Source organism: Geotalea toluenoxydans JCM 15764, assembly GCF_001311985.1.
In the GTDB taxonomy this organism is placed as follows: Bacteria; Desulfobacterota; Desulfuromonadia; order Geobacterales; family Geobacteraceae; genus Geotalea; species Geotalea toluenoxydans.
In genome coordinates this window covers 35794-56872 of the sequence record NZ_BBCJ01000020.1, presented here as the reverse complement: position 1 = coordinate 56872, position 21079 = coordinate 35794, and the positions used below count along the sequence as shown (strand labels likewise).

The following is a 21079-nucleotide window of genomic DNA, read 5'->3' as shown; positions in this document are numbered from 1 at the left end:
AACCTCCTTCTATTTTGAAATCCTAACATTCTTCATTTTGACAGCACCGCTACTCAACCTCGGCTCACCTACGATGACGGTCATACCCCCGTTGGAGCTGTAGTCGCAGCTATAGCCGCCGTCCAGAGTAACCCCAATTGGACGATTGGCAGCAAGGTTCTCAACGAAAATCTGTGCCGCAGCCAAGATAATGTCTCCATCCGCAGCAACGTCATAAGCAGCCTGAAGGCTTGCAAAATCTCCTTTACCAGGTATTCTCACCGGTACTGCACATCCTATTACACTGCCAGGCGTGGCTTGGTCAAAATTTGCCGTTACTGCCGTACTGGCATTCATGGTAATCACACAATCACCTGTCCCACTACATGTCCCATTTGTCCAGCCAACAAACACTGAAGCTGGCGAGGCCGCGGGATGTAAAGTAACTTGAGTGCCAGAAGGGAATGAAGAGGAGCAGTTGGCGTTGCAATCAACTCCTGCGGGGGTGCTGGTAACGGTACCGCTACCAGTTCCTGCGAAATTCACATTTAAGGGTAAAGTGGTAGCCTCAAAATAAAATCCTGTTACAACAGGTAAAGACCGACTCGTGGTTGTGCCATCACCGACTTCTCCATAATAGTTCTTACCCCAGGAAATCATAGCTCCATCATTTCTGAGAGCCACGGTGTGGTTATAGCCAGCCCCGATCGCAACGACACCACTAGCTCCGAGGACTTCAGTGGGTACATAACGTGTTGTGCTCGTGCCATCACCCAGCTGCCCAAATGAGTTATAGCCCCAGCTAAATACTTTGCCGTCATTTTTCAATGCCACAGTGTGTAAGTCTCCCATGGAGATGGCAGTAACCCCTGACAGCCCAGGCACGAGTTTCGGCCTATGGCAAATTGTAGTAGTACCATCACCAATTTGCCCTGTTGAATTTGCTCCCCACATCATGATTGTTCCATCGTTCTTCAAAGCCATTGTGTTATATGGTCCTGCACTGATAGCAACCACCGCATTGAGGTCAGGTACCTGCGCAGGGATATAGCGGTTTGCACTAGTACCATCACCCAGCACTGCATTGGCACCTCTCCCCCATGTCAGCACTGTCCCATCATTTTTGAGGGCAACAGTATGATCTTGCCCACAGGCAATAGCCACTATCCCGTTTAGCGCAGGGATGTTTATGGGGCTGTATCTATATGTAGTAGTACCGTCGCCAAGTTGACCGTAATAGTTATTACCCCAAGCCCATACTGTGCCATCACTTTTAAGGGCGAAGGTTTGGCTGCCACCAGCTGCGATTGCCGTTACCCCTGTTAATTCCGGAACCGGCATAGGCGTGTAATGACTCGTAGTTGTTCCGTCCCCGAGCTGTCCACTGTAATTGCCCCCCCAAGCAAAGACTGTGCCATCTTTTTTTAAGGCTACTGTATGGTTTGCACCCGCTGCCACAGCTACCACGTCTGACATCTCTGGCACAGGCAAAGATGTCGGGACAAGGCCATTTGCTGTCGTGCCATTACCAAGTTGGCCACTAGAGTTGTACCCCCAGGTAAGCACAGTGCCGTCTCTTTTTAAGGCGATATTGTGTTCCCATGCCGATAATTTAGGAGAGAAGGTCGGTTGGTGATTTCGGTAAAGACAGCAACTATAGCATGATCAGTTATGACGTTGGCAATTGTGTAAGTATTGTTGCTTACACGCTCCGTTACAGATGCTTTGTTGTCGTACAAAAGCGCCAACCGGTAACCGGGGGCTGGCGTAACCGTAACTATGGTGTTGTGCCCGCTGTTAACGGTTGTGCTTGCAGGAGAAACGCTCCCGTTTCCGCCGGAAACAGAGCTGCTGACTGTACAGATCAGTTTGTTGAAAGTAGCCATGACTGTATGATTGGCTGTGACGTTAGTTATGGTATAACTGTTGTTACTGACGCTGGCAGTAACATCCACACCATTATCGGTGAGGGATGTGAGGAGATACCCATCTGCCGGTGTTATGGCAAATGTACTACTGCCACCATATGTGGTCGCTGTGCTTATAGGAGTAATTGTGCCATTCCCATTAGTGGAAGCAGTAACATTATACAGTTTAGCAAAGAGGAAAGATTTGCCTGCCAGATTGAAAGGTTTGTCGAAAGCAGTGCTTAAGTTGATATAGTGTACCCCATCGCCTTTGGAAATTCCGGAGCCAAAATCTTTGCCTACGGTAGTGCTAAAGCTCTTATAATCAATCCTGGCATCACCGTTTTTAAAAAAAACTATCTCGAAATTGTTGGGTTTGTAAAGACCCTCCTCAATATATGTCTCAGCCTGCCACTCTATCACTACCCGCTCAGGATTCGTCTTGTACTGAATATAAACCCCTCCATAATAATAGGATGAGAGGTCATTATTCCACGCTGAAATGACAGGGCCCCCTGAATTAGCTAAGTCAAAAGAATTGCCCAATCTCCAGGAGCCTACAGAAAACCACAGATTGCCGTTTGTATCTGCAGCAATGTAAGGATAATATCGTCCATAAGATTCTACTACCCAAGGAAGCCTGTAGCCGATACTGTACTCATCGCCGTAAGTGTAATAATATTTTGAATTAGTGGCTTTCGTCCTGTTGGCATCTGTGCCATCCCATTCATAGGTGACGGCAGACAATTGGTAATAGCCATCTGATGCGGCGAAAGCTGTCTTTAGAGGGGAAAGGATTGCCACCAAAAGAAGGAGGATCCACATTGCCATTACAGCTTTTTTCATTTGCCTCTCCTACGAATCACAATGAATAAACAGAGTTAATTCTATAACGTCAATTAGACAGAGAATTACGGCCCGTATCACATTGCTTATTGTTTGTCGCTGCCACCGAAAAGCAGCTTCTGCAGGGTAGCGGTTCCGCCAATCCTCTGAGCCTGTTCCTGCTTTCTGCCTAACAGCACTGCATATTTCTGCTCTTTCGGTTCGCATTCCACAGCCTTCCGGCACCACCCAATTGCCGCGGTAAGCCGTTCTTGCGGCGTAATGGCACATAGACCGAAAGCGCCGGGCCGATTTGGCGTCCTTTTTTAACTCTTCATTGAAATAAGCCTCGGCTTGTTGTAGTGCCGCCTGACCATACTTGGCCGTGGCAGCCATCTTGAGAGCCGCAAAGTTATCCGGCTCAGTCTTAATGGCTTCCACGAGGCTCTTTGTCGCAGCTTCCGTTTCGCCAAGACGGAACTGGGCGTAGGACAGGCTCAGCATTGGTTGGACGGCCTGTGGTTTTATGGCAAGTGCAGTCTGATATGCGGCAATGGCCTCCTGAAGCTCGTCGCGTTTCACATGGGTGTTGCCGATGGTATTCCAGCTGGACCATTTGTCCGGTTCCATGAGGATCGCGTTCCGGTATTCCTCTTGTGCCTTTTGCAGCCCCATTTCCATCTCTTTGGTGATGAGGTTCCGGGGAAAGTTGGCCAGGCTGCCGGCGGCCTTGACCCGCACCAGCCGGAAGTCGTCTGCAGCCGCAGCTACCAATGCTTTGATGGTCTCGGTCGAAGGATGTCGTCCCAAGGTTTCGGCCGCAGCGGCCCGCACCAGTGGAGAGGAATCCTGAAGTGCAGCGAGTAGCACCGGCACCGCTGATTTGTCCTGTGAATACCGCAACAGTCTGATAAGCGAAGCGGCATAGACCTGGTCCCGCCCCTTGCCCTGGATGTATTCCAGCATCTCCGGAAGCTTGGTCCAATCTTTTTTCCTGGCAGCAGCCACAAGGCGAGCCGGTTTGAGCGCTTTTTCCTGGTAATCATCGGCATGCCACTGGCGGACTGCCTTGTCTGCCCAAGCGGCATCCTTGTCCTTATGGCACAGGTTGCAGGCATTGGGCGATTTGAACTCCAAGGTTGCTGTCGGTGTTGGCGGCCGCATGGAGTGGTCGCTCCATGGCATGCGGGCAAAGGCGATCTTCGGCATATGGCAGGAAACGCACTTGCTGCCCGGACTATCGGCCTTGTGGTGGGAATGGCTGGCCACGTTCTTGACCCGCTCGGCATGGCACGGCAGGCAGGCGTCGTTGGCCTTTTCCTCGGCTTGAATCGATAGCGGCCACTCGATGTATGGCAGTGCATGCAGTCCGGGGTCCCATCCTTGACGCAGGGGTTCATCAGCCAACCGGTAAGGGTATAGTTTTCCCCCTGGTCACGGCCATCGGGAAAGTATTCGTTGCTTTCCAGCATTGTCAGATCGAAGTGGTCGAAATAGCGGTCTCCAGATGTGAAGGTGCCGGTCAGGGCCGTCTGCTTGGCATGGCAGGTGGCGCAGAGATCGCTCCGCCGGCTGGCGCTCATCTTCTTGGTACTGATCAGCTTGGGGTCCGTCACCGGCTGTCCCTTTGGGACTTTCCGCATGGCGGCATTATGCTCTGCCGCCGGTCCGTGGCAGGTCTCGCAGTTGATGCCGGACTCGCGCCACGATTCGGTGTAGCGTTTGTTCGTCTTATCGAAGGCGATATTGAACTGGCTCACATGGCAGCTGGGGCAGGCATCGCTGAAGTAAAAGGGGTAGTTCTTCCAGTAGATGGTCGGCTTGGTGGCACCATCCGGCGCCGGGGCATCGACAGCGTTTTCCGCTTCGTACCATTCCTTTTTAGCGATGTCGTAACCCAAGGGTAGGGACTCGATGCGCCCGTCGTCCAGGGTAGTCAGGAATGAGTACAGCCCCTTTCCTCCCAGGATATATTCGATACAATATTCCTTCACCCCCTTCTGGCTGGTCTCGACGATCCGTCCGGCACCGGGGGTAATATCGGCCCGGTAGCTGAAAGGGCCGATATTTATCGCCTTTTTCTGGGGCAGCAGTTCTTTTTTGGCGAAGTCATCGGTATAGGGGCGGAGCGTGTCCCGGTGCCGCGAAGTGTTCCAGAGAATATGGAATTTCTCATGGCATTCCCGGCAGCTGTCGGACCCCACATATCCTGCAGGCTGTGCAGGTGCAGCAGGAACGCCGACGGCAAAAACAGGGACGCACAAAAAAAGAGCGACCACTGTTAGCAGTAGTATTGCGGTACTCTTGGGTAGCTGTCTCAAAGTGCAAGTATGTGTCACAAGTTATCCTGTGTTGATCCTCTCAGGTCACGCTTCAAATCCAAGAATCTCAGTAGTTCGTTGCAGCGAAGCACTCCATTTCAAAGCGAAGTTCCGACCGGCAGATATTGACAAAGGCAGGCAGATAAGGAAACCGCCACCCTTTACTGTCATAGAGTGACAGAAACGACTGATAGGCGCTTCTATCCTTGCAATAAACGATAGACCAGGCAATATCGTCGAACGTTGCATCTTCCTTATGCAGGAGGTGCTCGATGGCTTCCATGGTCCGGCTCACATCGCTCCTCGGGTCGGAGGAAACCAGGGTCCTCCCGTCGCGGCCGATGTGGGATGTGCCGGAGACGTGGACTTTCTTCAGCCGTCGTTTCTGGTCGTCGATCACCATGCCCCGAGAAAACTTTGGTCCGTACTCCGATGCCTCGCACTGCAAGCCGCTCTGCAGGGCACGAACCTCGATAAATCCATCAATGGGCCGGATTGCCTCCAGGCTTATGCTCACCTGTTGCCTGCCGGCCAGATTGGATTCGATGCCGGTCGCTGCTGGATAACGGGTAATGCCATGACGGGCAAAATAGGCATCGCGGGACAGGTTGAAACCCTGGTAACTGTCGCCGATATTCTTCAAGTAATTCCAGTGACGGATAATGTCGTTGGCTGTAAAGCCGTGCTTTTCCAGTATGTAATCCACTTGGATATATATGGACTCCGTTTGGGCAAAGACGTCACCTTCCTCTGACGTGGTCATATTCATAACATGGAGCTCATGCCGGTCATCAAACTCGATGAGTGAGCCGATTACCCGGCCATTGTGAATGACGGGCGTAACAGCTCCATCGCGCACGGCATGCAATATGGCACCATTCATCCGCGACAGCATCGTGGAATGATGGATGGGAATAACGGGAATGCCATCCACCACTGAATCGGGTAATGATGCACCAAGAAGGAAAGCACGTGTGATCTTCCACCCTTCCCTTTCCATAAGTTCCCGAATGCTACGTAGATCGGTAAGGTCAGAAACAGTAAGATAGCATTCGCTCTCGCCGATGCAGCATGGCGCGCATCTGGCGGGGAGCCCGGTCGTGAAACTCAGATCCTCGTGTTTCCGGGTCGGTGTTGTGTTTAGAGCTGACTGCATTGGATTCTTTCCAGGGTGCTTCAATTTCCCGCTCTTATATCATCTGCGCCGAGATTTAATCACCTCTACAAAATCCCAAATGTAAAAAACAATTCCTGCAACTGCTATCAGCCATCCGGTTAGGAAGAGAGTCCTGTTTGAATGGATAAAGCTGAAAAACAAATAGATTGACCATCCTGAAAACATCAGAAGAAATGAAATCTTTCTCCGCTTCCTCATTTGCTTCCCCTTTTTATAGACACCTAATTGCTGCATTGTTTACATTCCTTTGGAGTATTCCAACATTTTTTTACAGAAACCCAGCAAAGCTCGATCCCTATGAAAAAACCGCCTCCTCCTTCTGGACCAACGCCAACACCACCACCAACACCTCCTCCATAGCCTACATTTCCGCCAAGGCCAGGTACCCCTGGCGCAATTATTTCAAAAGCAAAGGATACATTTAGCCCACCTATGTCTTTCCCGCAACGAGGGCCACATACAGAACCTATTGCCTTGGTACCACCACTTGCAATTATTCCAGGGCCTATCTTTCCACACTTGAGACTTACTATACAAGCTTCACCTGTTGAAACGTTTGTCAACGTTCCGAAACCGCCACCGGCTCCAAGAAGTATTATATTAACGCCCCCTGAAGCTTCACCACCTACCCACGTAGCCAAACCTTTCGGGTCTGTATGCGTGACAGGATTATTTAAGGTATATATAAATTGGTTTATGCCACCCTGAAAGCCAATTGGATCTTTTTGGATAAATCTCCCCTCTATAGAATCATAGTACCTGGCTCTATAGTAATACAGTCCTGTCTCCTTATCCCACTCTCTGCCCGTATAGGTATAGCTGTCGACGAAGGTGTTGTTGGCGGGTTTTGGCATGCCGAATGAATCATAGGTATAGCTCTGCACGATGGTTCGATTGGCATCAGTGATACTAGCGACGCTGCCAAGCCCGTCGGCATGGTAGTAGTAATACGGTCCGTTCCTCTCCAACGCCAGGTGCTCATCAATGCGCGCACCCTGCGTGTAGTAGGTCTTGGTCGTGCCGCTGGCGTCGGTAAGGATTTCAAGGACTATATTGTCGCCATCGTAGACGTATTTCCAGGTACTGGTCGTGGTGGTTGCTGGGGTTCCATCAAGGCTAATAACCACATGTTTCTCAATGCGCCGTCCTGAGGGATCGTACTTGAAGTTGATGGTCCTGGTCTCGCTGCCGTTTACTCTCACCATGGACTTCAGCCGATTTTCATAGTCCCAGTTCAGCGTCCAGGACTTGCCGGCAGCAGTTGGTGTATTGGGAAGGGTTCGCGATATCTGGTTGCCGTTATTGTCATAGGCATAGGTAAACTGCCGTCCGTGGGTCATCTGGTTTTCGGCATTATAAAGATATGCGGTATCCTTGTTGCCGGGGCCGGTCAGACGGTTGCCGACATTATCGTAGGTAAAGCTTTCCGGCTTGCTGGAAGTCACTGAGAGCAAGCGGTAGATGTCATCGTACTGGTACTGCTCCGTCTCGGTTGAGGTTTTACTCAGCCGGTTCCCCACGTTATCCAAGGTGTAACCAAAGGAAGCAATTGTAGAACCTGACCCGGCATGGGTAAGACCGGTGAGCCTTCCGGCATCGTCATAGGCATAGGTGGCGGTTATCTGGTTGGGGTAGGCAAGCGAGCTCCTGCGCCCGGCGGCATCATAGGCATAGGTGAAAGACCCGGCACTGGAGGTGATACCCGTGGGCCGGTTGGCGTCGTCATAGGTATAGGTGAATATCCGCTCGTCAGCTGTCCCTTTTTGGACAGTCATTTTCGTCCGCCTGCCGGCAGCATCGTACTCATAGTCAACCGTATATCCACGAGAATCGGCGACGGAAGTGGTCCGTCCTGCGGCATCATAGCCATAAGTATAGGTAACGTCACCATTGGCGACAGTGTGAATGCGCCCGGTGCCATCGTAAGTATAGGTTACGGTAGCCCCACCGGGATAGGTTATGCCTGTCAGCCTCTTCAGAGCATCATAGCTGTAGTCGATTCTGTTCCCGTTTGCGTCGAACTTGTAGTCCAGGTTCCCTTTGCTGTTGTAGGTATAGTAGGTTGTCTTGTTCAGTGGGTCCGTTTCATGGACAAGGCGGTTCATGAAGTCGTATTGCCAGTCAGTGGTGTGTGCGTTGGCATCAGTGAGGGCAACAAGATTACTGCCGCCGGTGCCGCCACAGCTTGGACAGCCGGTACCACCGTAGTTATACGTAGTGACTTTTTGCAGAGCATCGGTCACAGTGGCAACCTGACCTTCGTCATTGTAAGCATAACGCGTTACTTTGCCATTGGCATCAGTGACGGTGTCCCTGTTTCCATTGGCGTCATAGGTATAGGTAGTGGTGTTGTTGAGGGGGTCCTTTATGGTCTTGACACGGTTCATGGTGTCATAGGTATAGGTGGTGGTTTTGCCGGCACTGGTCTGGGTTAACATGTTGCCGTTGACGTCGTAGGTGAAGCTGGTGACTCCGTTGGTCGAATCGGTAACCGAAGCAAGGTTTTCATTGCCATCATAGGTATAGGTTGTGACCTTGAGCCTGGCATCGGTCACTGTATGAAGATTGCTATTGGGATAATAGGTGTAAGAAGTTACCGCTCCAGCGGCATCGGTTGAAGTCTCCAGGTTGCCATCGGAGTAGTAGGTATTGGCAATGTTCCCCTGGGGGCCATTGATGATAAGAACCTGTTTCTTGGTGTTGTAGGTGTAGGTGGTAACCTGATTAAGTGGATTCTCCTCTGTCCAGAGGTTTCCATCGGGATAGTAGGTGTAGGTAGTGGTGTAGGTAAAGGTGGAGGTAGCAGGTGTTTCACTGTCCATTTCTGTTTGTGTCAGGGTGTTGCCTTTGCTGTCGTAGGTATAATCGATGGCATGGTCGAGAACCAGGTTGGGAGCGGTGACGGTGCCCCAGTTTTTCCACCACTCTTTGCGAGTCACCCAGGTCTGCGTGTTTCTCGTATACCGAATCTCATTCCCCGAGGTATCTTTTTCGTTGATGATTTGCCGTTGGCTGTCAAAAGTAACGGTACGGGTCTCGGTGCTTTGAACCGTGCCGTTGGCATCCCTGACGGTGGTGGTGATGGTGCTCAATTGGCCTGGAGTGTTGTAGACAAGGTCAATGGTGGTCTTGCCATGGACTTGCTTGGCTACCCGACCGTAATTGTCATAGGTATTAACGTAGGCCCCACTACCTTCATCAGTGGTGGTCAGGAGATGGTTGTTGTTAGGGTCGGTATAGCCATAGATGGAGCAACTCCCGATCCGTTGGCTGAGGTGAGGTTGCCGAGGGGATCATGGCCATAGGTGACAGTTCTGCCAGCGTTGTCCGTAACGGTAGTAAGGGCACCGGTAGCTGGATCATAGGCGAGGGTCACCCACTTGCCGGTGGCTGTGCCGGAAGAGTTCTTTTCATCGATCCTGCTCAGGTGGTAGACGTAGGCAATGACTGTCGGAGTGGTTTGATCGACACTTGCCGGCAGAACTCCTTTAAGGGGAGATTTGGTGATAGATTCGTAGCTGAAGGCAAGGGAAGTGCCCTTTGCGTCATTGATGCTTGCCAGCCTACCATAGGAGTCATATACCTCACTGCTGCCATCCTTTTCAGTATAGGTATAGGAGCCGTCGGCACTGTTGAAGGTGAGAGTACCGGTGTCATTGACCGGAGAGGTGAAGATACCACCGGAATACGTGTACTTCTTCTTTTGCCCGGGACCGGTGCGGATGATTACGCTGTTATCAGTTAGGGTATAGAGCTGCTTGTCATAGGTAAGTGCCCAGCCATAGCCCAAGGGACTGGCATAGCCCGACTTGCTGTTGTACTTGCGAGTAACGCTGATTGGAAATGTCTTACCGACCACAAGATCGGTACGCGACATGGTTGAAGCGCCGGAAACTGAATTTATCGGTATATTAGAGGCAGCCTGGGCAGCAAATGCCTAATGCCACAGTACAAGCCAATAACATTGCTGCACTTATTTTAAGAAAATTACAGTATACGATGCCCATCTCTCGAAACCTCCAAAGATTCGATAGTCTTTTCTTCCAGCTCCATCGAATCAATTACCGGCAGTGCAACACATATTGGGATTGCCGCAACATGGATCAGGATTTAAAAAACAAGGGTCCGGGTTGTCACAAGAAGGATCATTCGGATTGGTACAACAAGGTGTCGGATTATTGTAGCAACTATCACATTGCCATGGTGAACATTGGGCTTGACAGGGGTTTACACAACAAGGGTCTTTTGAACAACAAAGATCATCACAAGTCGGATATTGATTCTCCGGGTAGTCCGCATAAGGAAAAGAATACACTGTCCCATCACAGGTGCAGGTCCTATGACAGCCGGCACTGGCAATGTACGGCATAAAAACGCAAATCATAAAAACAATAGCAGTGATTATAAAACTATGAATACAAAGTTTAGTGAAATTATTTGACAACAAAATGGTCTCCTCCTGAAGCAGAACTAATCAGTTTATATTTTTTGCAATCTAATATTTCACTTCAATATTAGCGTATGCTGTGAATTGACTGCCTGTAACTGGATTTACCGCATTTATGGTAAAAGTATAATAGCCATCTTTCGACAACGAGAAACTCTTTCCTGTGCTGTCTGACAAATTGAGACAGGACCAATCGAATTCATGTGTCCCAGCAGTTTGTGCCAATGGAGATGGGGTCAATTGGATGGGGGTTTGAGCGTTATTTGGCCTTACTGATATTGTGACATTTGCATCACGCGACAAGGTGTATCTGATATGGGTAACTTCACCATATGCAGGACTCAGCCGGAAAGGGTCTGCTTTGACATCAGAGATTTTGGGTGTGTCACCTGTTGTGATGATGACATTCTCACTCATTGGTGACAGTATATAACAGCTAATTATGCCACCTGCTGCCGATACTTTCCCTGATGCATCCCGCCCATCCCAGATGTACGTTCCTGATCCAGCAAGGGCAGGAAACCACGCTATCCCTTCGTGAAGTGCGCCCCACTGAGGATGATCAACATACATAACTACTCTGGAAGGTTGAGTAACCGAATAATTGACGGCTTGGCTTTTGTTTTGGAAAGCATCGTAAGTGCCAACCTGTGAACAAGTTATGGCCCCGCCACCCTGTGGCTCAACAGGCCCATACCAGCCTATCAGGTCCCCTTGTGTTGCTTGCAGTGTATAAAGGTACGCCTCGTCGGGGACGACCCTTCCCGTAGAATCTTTACCATCCCAGGTGAATGTATATGTGCCCGCCACTGGCAGAGTTTGCGACGCCTGATATACCGGTGTACCTGCTACGCCTTGATTTTGGAGTATGATGTTCATTTTGACGGTAGCAGGAGAAGCAATTGTAAATTGTATAGTACTCATTTGTGAAAGATCTGTTTCCACAGTATGCGAACTCCCTGCAACATTTGAGAATAAGATCATAGGAGCGGTAGCTTCATTCGAAGGGCTAGTTGTATTGACACCATCGAATGCACGGGCTTGGTAAGCAGAAGCTTCCATGTCACCCCATGCGACATTATCTATAAAGGATGAACTACTTACCGTGGCAATTTGGGCATACGAACCTAATAATCCCGTTTTTCGGTAGATGAAATATGTGGTTGCACCATTGGATCCAGTCCATGACAGGTGAATCTGGCCATAAGCTACTGCCGCGGCAGTTAGATTAGTGGGCACAGGCAATTCATCTGTTGTTCCGGCTGCTGTTGCCGTACTAGGGGCAGAATAACTAACGCCATCAAATGACTTTATACGATATTGGTAAGTGCTGTTCATAGGCAAGTTGCTGTGTGTAACAGTAGTGCTACCAGTCGTAGTCAAAGAATTTGGACCAGATGAAGTAAGAACGAGAGGGGTAAAACTTGTCACCCCTGGGCCAGTATACTCGACCAGATATGCAGCACCTGTCACGGAAGACCAACTGAGGCTGATCGAATTGGTCGTTTTGCCAGCAACGCTAATCGAAGTAGGTGCTGGCAAAGTATCTGTCGTTCCTGTTGCTGTTGCCGTACTCGGCGCGGAGTAATTGTTTCCATCAAAAGCCTTAACCCGGTATTGGTAAGTGGTGCTTGGTTGTAAGCCGCTAACAGTCACAGTTGTTGCACCGCTGGTAGTAAGAGAATTCGGACCGGATGAAGTAAGAGCCAAAGGGGTAAAACTTGTTACTCCTGGACCAGTATACTCAACCAGGTATGCAGCACCTGCCACGGAAGACCAGCTGAGACTGATCGAATTGGTCGTTTTGCCAGTAACGCTAATTGAAGTAGGCGCTGGCAATGTATCTGTCGTTCCGGTTGCTGTTGCCGTACTAGGAGCAGAATAGTTGATCCCGTCAAAGGACCTTACACGGTATTGATAAGTACTGTTCATTGGCAAATTATTAATCGTCACAGTTGTGCTGCCAGTCGTAGTCAAAGAATTTGGGCCAGATGAAGTAAGAACCAGAGGGGTAAAACTTGTTACTCCTGGGCCAGTATACTCCACCAGGTATGCAGCACCTGCCACGGAAGCCCAGCTGAGGCTGATCGAATTGGTCGTTTTGCCAGTAACGCTAATTGAAGTAGGCGCTAGCAATGTATCTGTCGTTCCGGTTGCTGTTGCCGTACTAGGGGCAGAATAACTAACGCCATCAAATGACTTTATACGGTATTGGTAAGTGCTGTTCATTAGCAAATTGCGGTGAGTAACAGTAGTGCTACCAGTCGTAGTCAAAGAATTTGGACCAGATGAAGTAAGAACGAGAGGTGTAAAATTTGTTACCCCTGGGCCAGTATACTCGACCAGATATGCAGCACCTGTCACAGAAGACCAACTGAGGCTGATCGAAGTGGTCGTTTTGCCAGCAACGCTAATCGAAGTAGGTGCTGGCAAAGTATCTGTCGTTCCTGTTGCTGTTGCCGTACTCGGCGCGGAGTAATTGAAGCCATCATAAGCCGTGACGCGGTATTGGTAGGTGCTGCTTGGTTTTAGGCTATTAATTGTCACAGTTGTTGCGCCACTTGTAGTAAGAGGATCTGAACCAGAATAGAGAAGTATTAACTTGGTAAAACTGGTTGCTCCCGGCCCCATATATTCAACCAAGTAGGCAGCACCTGGCACCGTGGACCAATCTAGAGTTATCGAACTAGTAGTCTTTGCGGTGACAGTAATCGACGTAGGCGCTGATAATAGGTCTGTTACAGCTGTTGCTGTTACCGTACTTGGACCAGAATAGTTGAATCCATCATATGACTTGACGCGGTATTGGTAGGTGCTGTTCATCTTGAGGCCGTTGTGAGTGACTATAGTGCTGCCACCTGTTGTAAGAGGATCTGAACCCGAGTAGGTAAGAATCAACGGCTTAAAATCTGTTACTCCTGGCCCCGCATACTCAACAAGATAAGCAGCGCCTGCCACTGTGGACCAACTGAGACTTACCGATTTAGATGACTTACCAGTAACAGAAATTGAAGTTGGCGCTAGTAATTCATTTGTTGTTCCAATGGCTATTGCTGTACTTGGGTTAGAATAACTAACACCATCAAAAGCTTTGACGCGATACTGATAGGTGCTGTTCATCTTAAGACCATTGTGTGTAATAGTAGTGGCCCCAGTGGTGGTTAAAGGACTTGGGCCAGATGTTGTAAGAACCAGACCTGTGTAGGTTGTGGCACCTGGTCCCATATACTCAACCAAATAAGCACATCCTGGGACCGAGGACCAGCTGAGACTAACAGAATGCGTAGTTGTACCAGTGATGCTAATGGAAGCAGGTGCTGACACCGCAGCCTGACTTTGCGATGTCATGAAAAGGTATGTAATTATGATTAAAGTAATTTGCAAGATGCTCCTAAAACAATAATTAGCTCTCAACACACTCCCCCTTTACAAAACATATCAACCCGCTTTCTAATTGCTTCTGCACCAGCACCAATTGCGGCCAAACCTTTATATTCGGCGTGTAGAAGAGGCTTCCCAGTTTTAGTCGCTCGAACAGATTCAGCTGTAATAACACAAAGCTCTGCTGCATCGATGACTCCAGCACTTGATAGAGTTGTTGTTCGGCACCCATCCATACAGACGCTCTTGGCAAAATCAACCCGCTACTGTTGAGAACTGCTGAAACCACCCGCGCAGCAGACTTGCCTTAAACAAGGAGATTACCCCCTAGCACAACCAAAGAAAAAAAATCAATTAGAAAAAAGTGTAAAAAATTTTTACAGTGTAAAATTTCTTTACACCGGTCATATGAGCATCTAGAAATTTCAGGAGGTTACAAATACGGAAAAAGGACCTTACAGAGTCATTTTTTGGCTTATTGGTATAAAATAATTTTTACAGCGGGACTAATTGGCGGGGTTGATGTGTGGAGACGTGCCACGAGCTTACACAAGTAGGTTGTAAGACGTAAGGTAACAAAAAAGGCCGCCTTCTAACGAAAGGGCGGCCTTTTAGGCTCTGGAAGGATCGCATATTTCAGGCCGCTCTACTGAACGGCTTTATCTCCTGCTCCAGTTTGTCCTCAATAGCTTCACGGGCAACTTCCAGATCGTATCGGGCTTGCAGATTGATCCACAACTGTGCGCTCGTACCAAAGTAACGACCGAGACGAAGGGCTGTATCCGCAGAAATACCGCGCTTCTCCAAAACGATTTCGTTGACCCGCCGCGCCGGCACATGTATTTCTTTTGCAAGGCGATACTGGCTGACACCCAGTGGGATCAAAAACTCCTCGCGTAGGATTTCACCTGGATGTATGGGGGAAAAATCTCGTTTACTCATAATCACTCCGTGCCTGAGCTTGCTCAGTGATAGTCCACTATCTCCACTTGATAAGCGCTGTTATCGCGCCAGACAAAGCATATTCTCCACTGATAATTGATATGCTAGTCCTGCCAATCTGTCGCCCCGACACATGCAGCTAAAGCCGCCTCTCTAAAAGGCGGCCTTTGCCGTTGCCAGCTCGGAAACTCCTTCAGTCCAGATAGCCAACATCCGTCCGCCGACTTCCCGGAACTCCGGGTGATCCTTCTTGTAAGCTGAAAGCAGCGGCATGGTTTCGTTCACCGCTTCTGCCGTTTGTTCGAGAATCTGCCCGACTTTGGCGACCGGCAGTGCGAGATGGGCAACGCCAAACTTTTCCAGCATCTTTCTGGACCACCATCTCTTGGTACCGGCAATGGACAGGGCCGGTACATCCTTGGAGATATAGGCTACGGTCGTAACCACGTCATACACCGGCGCGAGTCTCACCGGCGCGCCCGGCCGTTCATACAGCACTCCGAAATTCTTCAGATGAGCATCGCCGTTTCGCACCATGACCGACAGGACCAGTGAAGCAAAGAACTGCTCCCGCGCAGCCTGCAGGTGCTCTCCGGAGACGAAGTCCCTGATGCTCCGGGCTATCCGTTCGTAGGTACTGCTGTATTTCTGGGCCGTGCCCAGTGCCTGCAGGGCACACATGTCCTCGAACCCCAGCGGAAGTCCGTTCTCTCCCACGTCGAACCGTTTCATGACGAACAGCCCGCCATTGTCGGAAAGATGAAACTCAGGCACCGGCAGCCCGGCGTTCTTGGCGGCAGTCATGCAGAAAAACTCGTTGGCCGCCAATTGGGGATATTCGCCCCCCCATGACTTGACTATAAATCCACCGACAGTTGCCGTTGCCCGTTCTGATGCCTCAAGCAGCACTTTCGGCTGAACTCCCGACACCCCAGACCGCAGGGCATAGCGTGACACCAACTCAGTGAACAACTCTTCGGTGTTGGGATAGGAGAGCAACTCGTCCAACGATTCAGGAGTCTCCACAACTCCCGGTGCCCCATCGCCTGGAAGGGAAAAGCGGTTCCGCCCCACCTGGTTTCCACCGGTTATCCGCAGAATGGTCAGATCATTCTCGCCGGCAAGTTTGGCAATGGCCCGGCGGATGGCATCCAACAGAGCACCTTCCGGCAGGTTCATCTGGAAAACGGGGTGAAGGTCCCTGCTGGTCCAGCTTTCCAGGCGCACCGGCATGGTAAGCGACACCTGGGCATCGGTTGGTTCCGCTGCCGGATCATAGGTAAAGACAAAATGCCGCTTATCTCGAGACCTGTCCAGCAGGCCGGCACGGTAAGCGGCAGCCCAGACGGCAAGAAGCTGTGGGGAAGGCATCAGCGTTGCTATTCCTTTTTTTTGAGAGTTTGCTCTTCTCGCAATTCATCCAGTGTCGGTGGCGCTCCCGCCGGTCTTACGCGAAGTTCCAGGCCCAGGTAATCGAGAATCCTAATCAACTTGCGGACACCAATATCCTGCACGGTACCCGTCTCAATCTGGCTGATGGTGGCCCGGCTCATGCCAAGATCCCTGGCAATCCGTTCCTGGGATATCTTCCGGCGTTTTCGCTCGTCACGTATGTAGTGGCCTATCTCGAAGAACATACAAGTATTATATATAAAACATATTATCTTTCAACATAAGAATGTATTTCAAATAATACAACAAAGAGCTCACTTCTCCACAAACCGCACCACCGCCCCCACGGGGCAGTCTTCGATAACTAGGGGCTGGGACGGGTCCGGCTGTTCTTCCAGGCGGTACAGGGCCACCGGTTCTTCCTTTCCCTTGACTATGACCCGCTCCATGCCGTGGATGGCCAGGCCCGACAACCTGGCGTCCGGGTCCTTGCCGCATAGCTTGGCCACGGTGTTGGCGGTGATGAGGATCGGCACTTGGTAGTGGCGGGTCAGGGATTCCACCGTGAGCCGAGATTCACCTGGTCGCCGATGACGGTGTAATCCATTTTCTTGCCCAGGGCGCCGATGTTGCCCACCAGCACTTCGCCGGTATTGATGCCGACGCCTGCATGGAGCGCCGTCTTTCCCTCCGCCAGCCACTTTTCCCGCAATCGCTTCATCTCCCTGGCCATTTCCGCGGCGCAACCGATGGCGCGCTCGGCATGGTCCGCCGCCGGCAGGGGCGCCCCCCAGAAGACGACGATGGCATCGCCGATGAACTTGTCCAGGGTCCCCTGCCACTTAAGGATGACGTCGGTCATTGCCCCCAGGTATTCATTGAGGATCGCCACCACCTCCTCGGGCGAGTGCTGCTCCGAAAAGGTGGTGAATCCCACCAGATCGCTGAACAGCACCGTCACCTCCCGCCGCTCCCCCCCAAGCTTCGCCATCTCCGGGTTGTCGATCAGCTCGTTGACGATGGTGCGGGTGACATAGTTGGAGAACATGGCCCTGATTTTCCTGGCCCGCTGCTCCTCGAAGGCATAGTTGAAGGCGGTAACGCCGATGAAGATGAAGAGCAGGTTATTGCTGGGGTAGGCCAGGTTTAGCCAGATGCCCTTCAGGCTGAATAGCAGGTAGCCGGAGATGAAGAGTGCCAGCATGCCCAGGGCAGTTGCCGTTATGGCGCCGACGACCTTCCGCCGGCTGAGGATCAGGGTCAGGAGCAGGCCACTGCCCATAAGTACCGCCAGATCCACATTACCGGATACTTTGCGGATAAAGGAACGATCTATGATGGAGGCAGCGATGCTGGCATGTTTTTCGACCCCCGGCATGGCCGCCGCCATGGGCGTTACCCGCAGGTCATAAATGCCGGGAGCGGTAGCCCCGACCAGGATGACCCGGTTCTCAAGCTGTTTCACCGGGACGGTACCGTCGATGATGTCGCTGATGGAATAATGGGGAAAGGAGCCGCCGGGGCCATAATAGTTGATGATGGCTCGTCCCCAGATATCGGTGGGAATGACAGCCTGTCCGACGGTGACAGACTCCGTTGCCCTGACGGTGATGCTTTCCGGGGGCACGCCGAGGAAATAGGCTGCCGCCTGCAACCCCAGGGGGGGAAAGTAGCGGCCACCACAGGAGACGACGAGGGGCTCCCAGCGCATGGTGCCGTCGCTGTCCGGGAGCATGCTGATATGGCCAAAGCCCATTGCTTCATGGCTCAATGCTGGAACCGGGAGATTTACCCTATTTGCCGAGGGGGGAACAAAATCATCCAGAAGGCGCCGATTTTTAATGTTGCTGTAGGAGGAGGCATCAAGAAGCGGATCCGGATTACCGGCTGGCGGTCCGTGAAAATCGAACACCACGGGAAGGATGACATTGCCGGCCCTGTTGATGGCTTTGGCAAAGAGGGGGTCGCTTTCATCGGCTTCCGAAAAAATGACATCAAAGGCAACGACTGCCGCATTGGCTTCGGCAAGGCGGTCCACCAGCTTGGCCAGCATCGCTCTGTCCCAGGGCCAGCGGCCGATTTTCTGCAGGCTTTTTTCGTCTATTTCGGCAATGACGATGGCTTCGGGAGGAGTGACTGTGCCGCGAAGCTTGAAGCCGGTGTCGAAAAGTTTCATCTCCAGCAGTTCAAGGGGATAGAACTGGCGGAGCATCAACACCACCATCAGGACGGTGACGAGCATGCCGATCAGGCCCCGCCAGACCGGGGCCGGGATGCTGCCGATTTGCCTGAGAGGATTCTTCATGGGGTGCCTTACTTGATGCAAACCCGGCGGACTTCCTTTAAGTCCGTCAGTCCCTGGAACACCTTGAGGATACCATCCTGCTTGAGGGTGGTCATGCCGTCGGTTATGGCCTGCCGTCTGATGGTATCCACTTCTTCCTTGCGCTTGATGAGGGCCTTCATGGCATCGGTGCACTCCAGGATCTCGTGCAGGCCGAGCCGCCCTTTGTAACCGGTTTCATTGCATTTTGCGCATCCCTTGGCCCGTGCGAGCTTTATCTCTTCCCTGTCCATGCCAAGCCGGGCAAAGTGTTCGGCGCCGTATTCCTCTATAATTCCGTCCAGCTCCCTTTGCTCGGGGGTATAGATTTCCCGGCACTCAGGCAGAGCCGGCGGGCAAGTCTCTGGGCCAGGATGCAGAGCAGTGCGTCGGAGAAGCTGAACGGGTCCATTCCCATGTCCAGGAGCCTGGTGACGGTCTCCGGGGCGGAGTTGGTATGGAGAGTGGAAAAGACCAGGTGGCCGGTGAGGGAGGCCTCTATGCCGGTTGAGGTCGTTTCGGCGTCACGCATCTCCCCGACCATGATCACGTCCGGGTCGGCACGCAGGAATGAGCGCAGGGCGGCGGCAAAGGTAAAGCCGATGCGGGAGTTGACCTGTACCTGGCGCAACCCCTTCTGGGTGATCTCCACCGGGTCTTCGGCAGTCCAGATCTTCGTTTCCGGGTCGTTGATGCGGGCCACGGCCGAGTGCAGGGTGGTCGTCTTGCCCGAGCCGGTGGGACCGACCACCAGGATCAGACCGTATGGTTTCTTGATGGACTCTTCAAATATCCTGGTATTGCGGGAGGTAAGGCCCAGCTTGTCGAAGGGAATCGGCTCGCCTGAGGCAAGTACCCTCAGCACCACGTCTTCCAGCTGGCCGGCGGTGGGGAGAGTGGCAACCCTCAGTTCCACATCGATGGGGCCGAACTTCTTGAAGTCGATCTTGCCGTCCTGGGGCTTGCGCCGTTCGGCGATGTCGAGCCCGGACATGATCTTGATGCGGGAGGTGATGGCATGCTTGTATTTATAGGGAATGCGCTGATAGATCTTGCAGCGGCCATCGATCCTGATCCGCACCAGGACATCGTTCTTTCCCGGGTAGGGTTCGATATGAATATCGGATGCCTTGGCATTGTAGGCATCGCACACAATCTTGTTGACCAGCTGGACGATGACGCTGTCCTGGTCGGAGACTTTCTGTACCTCCTGCTCCACTTCCGGCTCGTCCGAGGTGTCAAGCCTGTTGAGAAGGTCGGAGATGGTGGAGGAATCGCCCCCCATCATGGAGCCGAGATTGTAGAAGTGGTCGATGAAGAGGTCGATGTCCTGGCGATAGGCGGCGACAAAGCTCAAGCGGCGGTACTCCGGGTAGACGAACCTGATCAGGTCCTGTTTGGCCAGATCGGTGGGATCTTCCATGGCCACCTGCAGGACGCCGTTTTCAATCTTTACCGGTATCCAGCGCTCCTTTTTCAGGCGGTCAGGCTTGATTCGCTCCAGAAGATCGACCAGGGGAGGAAGGGTGCCGTCGAAGCAAACGAAATCGGTACCGAAGTATAGGCTGAGGCTTTTGGCCATATCCTCGGAGGAAATGGAGAATTCGCGCATGATGAGATGGTCGAGACCGATCTTTGCCAGATCCGGATGGCTTGAAGCCTTCTGGATGTCCTTCTCGTCGATCAGGTTCTTGTCCAGGAGATAGTTGTAGCGGGAATTCTGGCGGATTATCTTTACCGAGGCACTGATGCGATAGATGTTGTGGATGGCGATGGACAGCGAGGTTGCCAGTTCCGAGGCATAGCTCAAATCGGTGGGGGTGAAGGCAGCTGCGCCTTTCTTGTTGATCAGCTGCATGACGCCGATCAGCTTGCTGTCGAAGATCATCGGCACGCAGAGCACCTGGGCCGTGTGGAAGCCGGTTTTCTTATCCCAGGTGTCGTCGAACTTAAGGCCGGTGTTGATCATCTTCAGCTCGTGGTCGTCGTAAGCATTGGTGATGTTGATCAACTGCTGCGACGTGGCACAATAGCCGGCAATGCTTTCCGGCGAGATGGGGACGACAATCTGCTTCAGCTCGTCTCCGGATTTGACCCGGGAAATGAGCACGTTCCGCTGCCGGTCTGCCACATAAATGGTCATCCGCTCCGCCTTGAACAGCTCGGCAATGCTGTCTTTCAGCTGTATCAGAATGCTGTTCAGATTGGCAGCGGAGTGGATCTCATTGATCTTCTCCATGAAGCGCTTGCGGTACTCCAGTTGCTCCTTCAATAAGCCGGTGGCCATGTCCATAACAGTTCCCTCAGTGACTGTGCAGAGTAAACTTCATTAAACATAACAGGCGATGTCTCTTTTGCAAGCCTGGGTCAGGATAAAGGAAAACC

General features: G+C 51.7%; 12 protein-coding genes and 3 pseudogenes. All 15 read right to left on the bottom strand.

What is annotated here, in order from left to right; translation table 11 throughout:
* Window positions 1-9: 9 nt before the first annotated feature.
* Entirely contained in the window at window positions 10-1569 is a 1560-nt protein-coding gene (locus JCM15764_RS13665) for an RCC1 domain-containing protein (RefSeq protein ID WP_369412334.1), read from the bottom strand.
* Complete coding sequence (locus tag JCM15764_RS13660; protein ID WP_054696641.1) at window positions 1560-2732, bottom strand: InlB B-repeat-containing protein; 1173 nt, start codon at window positions 2730-2732, stop codon at window positions 1560-1562. The genes JCM15764_RS13665 and JCM15764_RS13660 overlap by 10 nt, the downstream gene beginning before the upstream one ends.
* 9 nt (window positions 2733-2741) lie before the next feature.
* The gene (locus tag JCM15764_RS13655) at window positions 2742-3677 is read right to left on the bottom strand and encodes a HEAT repeat domain-containing protein (RefSeq protein WP_243689003.1); all 936 of its coding nucleotides are present in this window, start codon (window positions 3675-3677) and stop codon (window positions 2742-2744) included.
* A 713-nt stretch (window positions 3678-4390) separates the two neighbouring features.
* Window positions 4391-4705: pseudogene (locus JCM15764_RS26905) on the bottom strand (hypothetical protein); the annotation flags it as partial.
* 394 nt (window positions 4706-5099) lie between these two features.
* Complete coding sequence (locus tag JCM15764_RS13645; RefSeq protein WP_243689002.1) at window positions 5100-6188, bottom strand: chorismate transformation FkbO/Hyg5 family protein; 1089 nt, start codon at window positions 6186-6188, stop codon at window positions 5100-5102.
* A 242-nt stretch (window positions 6189-6430) separates the two neighbouring features.
* Window positions 6431-9301 (bottom strand): RHS repeat-associated core domain-containing protein, encoded by a 2871-nt coding sequence (locus JCM15764_RS13635; RefSeq protein WP_054696628.1) that lies wholly within the window; start codon window positions 9299-9301, stop codon window positions 6431-6433.
* A gap of 116 nt (window positions 9302-9417) precedes the next feature.
* On the bottom strand, window positions 9418-10113 hold the full coding sequence (locus JCM15764_RS13630; RefSeq protein ID WP_279384456.1) for an RHS repeat domain-containing protein: 696 nt from the start codon (window positions 10111-10113) through the stop codon (window positions 9418-9420).
* Between the two features lie 591 nt (window positions 10114-10704).
* Window positions 10705-14070: a fibronectin type III domain-containing protein gene (locus JCM15764_RS23780; protein WP_243689001.1), complete on the bottom strand. Its 3366-nt coding sequence runs from the start codon at window positions 14068-14070 to the stop codon at window positions 10705-10707.
* A gap of 49 nt (window positions 14071-14119) precedes the next feature.
* Window positions 14120-14233 (bottom strand): annotated as a pseudogene (locus JCM15764_RS23775) (IS4 family transposase); the annotation flags it as partial.
* A 440-nt stretch (window positions 14234-14673) separates the two neighbouring features.
* Window positions 14674-14979, bottom strand: coding sequence for a HigA family addiction module antitoxin (locus JCM15764_RS13615; protein ID WP_054696616.1), 306 nt, complete (start codon window positions 14977-14979; stop codon window positions 14674-14676).
* Window positions 14980-15132: 153 nt separating this feature from the next.
* Entirely contained in the window at window positions 15133-16350 is a 1218-nt protein-coding gene (locus JCM15764_RS13610; RefSeq protein ID WP_054696613.1) for a type II toxin-antitoxin system HipA family toxin, read from the bottom strand.
* An 8-nt stretch (window positions 16351-16358) separates the two neighbouring features.
* The gene (locus JCM15764_RS13605) at window positions 16359-16616 is read right to left on the bottom strand and encodes a helix-turn-helix domain-containing protein (protein ID WP_054696609.1); all 258 of its coding nucleotides are present in this window, start codon (window positions 16614-16616) and stop codon (window positions 16359-16361) included.
* A gap of 69 nt (window positions 16617-16685) precedes the next feature.
* Window positions 16686-16934: a hypothetical protein gene (locus tag JCM15764_RS23770; RefSeq protein ID WP_243689000.1), complete on the bottom strand. Its 249-nt coding sequence runs from the start codon at window positions 16932-16934 to the stop codon at window positions 16686-16688.
* Window positions 16922-18676 carry a CHASE2 domain-containing protein gene (locus JCM15764_RS13600; protein ID WP_243688999.1) on the bottom strand — a complete coding sequence of 585 codons (1755 nt, stop codon included), beginning with the start codon at window positions 18674-18676 and terminating at the stop codon, window positions 16922-16924. Before JCM15764_RS13600 ends, JCM15764_RS23770 begins: the two co-directional genes overlap by 13 nt.
* 8 nt (window positions 18677-18684) lie before the next feature.
* Window positions 18685-20987: pseudogene (locus JCM15764_RS13595) on the bottom strand (GspE/PulE family protein).
* Window positions 20988-21079: the final 92 nt, after the last annotated feature.